Annotated in this window: 1 protein-coding gene; it reads right to left on the bottom strand. The window is 71.5% G+C overall.

Annotated features, from left to right (window positions below; translation table 11 throughout):
• Positions 1-600, bottom strand: a 600-nt coding sequence (locus ENE75_RS24660) for a methyl-accepting chemotaxis protein (protein ID WP_233259278.1), incomplete at both ends; no start/stop codon positions are given.

The following is a 600-nucleotide window of genomic DNA, read 5'->3' as shown; positions in this document are numbered from 1 at the left end:
AGTTCCTCGCTGGCGCTGGCGGTCTGCTGGGTGGCGGAGCTGAGGTGGTTCATGGCGCCGGTGATCTGCTGCACGCCGTCGGCCTGCTCGCCGCTGGCTGCGGCGATCTCCTGGACGAGTTCGCTGGTCTTCTGGATGGCCGGGACCATCTGGCCCAGCAGCGCACCGGCCTGCTCGGCCGTGCCCACGGAGTTGCCGGCCAGGGCGCCGATCTCCTGCGCGGCGACCTGGCTGCGCTCGGCGAGCTTGCGCACCTCGGCGGCCACGACGGCGAAGCCCTTGCCGTGCTCGCCGGCACGCGCGGCCTCGATGGCGGCGTTGAGCGCCAGCAGGTTGGTCTGGTAGGCGATGTCGTCGATGATGGAGATCTTGGTGGCGATGGACTTCATGGCCTGCACCGTCTGCGCCACGGCGTCGCCGCCCTGGCGGGCCTGGCCGGCGGCCTGGGTGGCCATGCCGTCGGTGAGGGTGGCGTTGTCGGCGTTGCCCTTGACCGAGGCGTTCATCTCCTGCAGCGAGGCGGTGGTCTCCTCCACGCTGGCAGCCTGCTGGCTGGCCGAGTGCGCCAGGCTCTGCGAGGTCTGCGAGACCTGCGCGCTG

It is taken from the genome of Rubrivivax albus, from assembly GCF_004016515.1.
GTDB classification, from domain to species: Bacteria; Pseudomonadota; Gammaproteobacteria; order Burkholderiales; family Burkholderiaceae_C; genus Rubrivivax; species Rubrivivax albus.
Note: the sequence above shows the minus strand (reverse complement) of the source record. Positions and strands in the feature narration are given on the sequence as shown.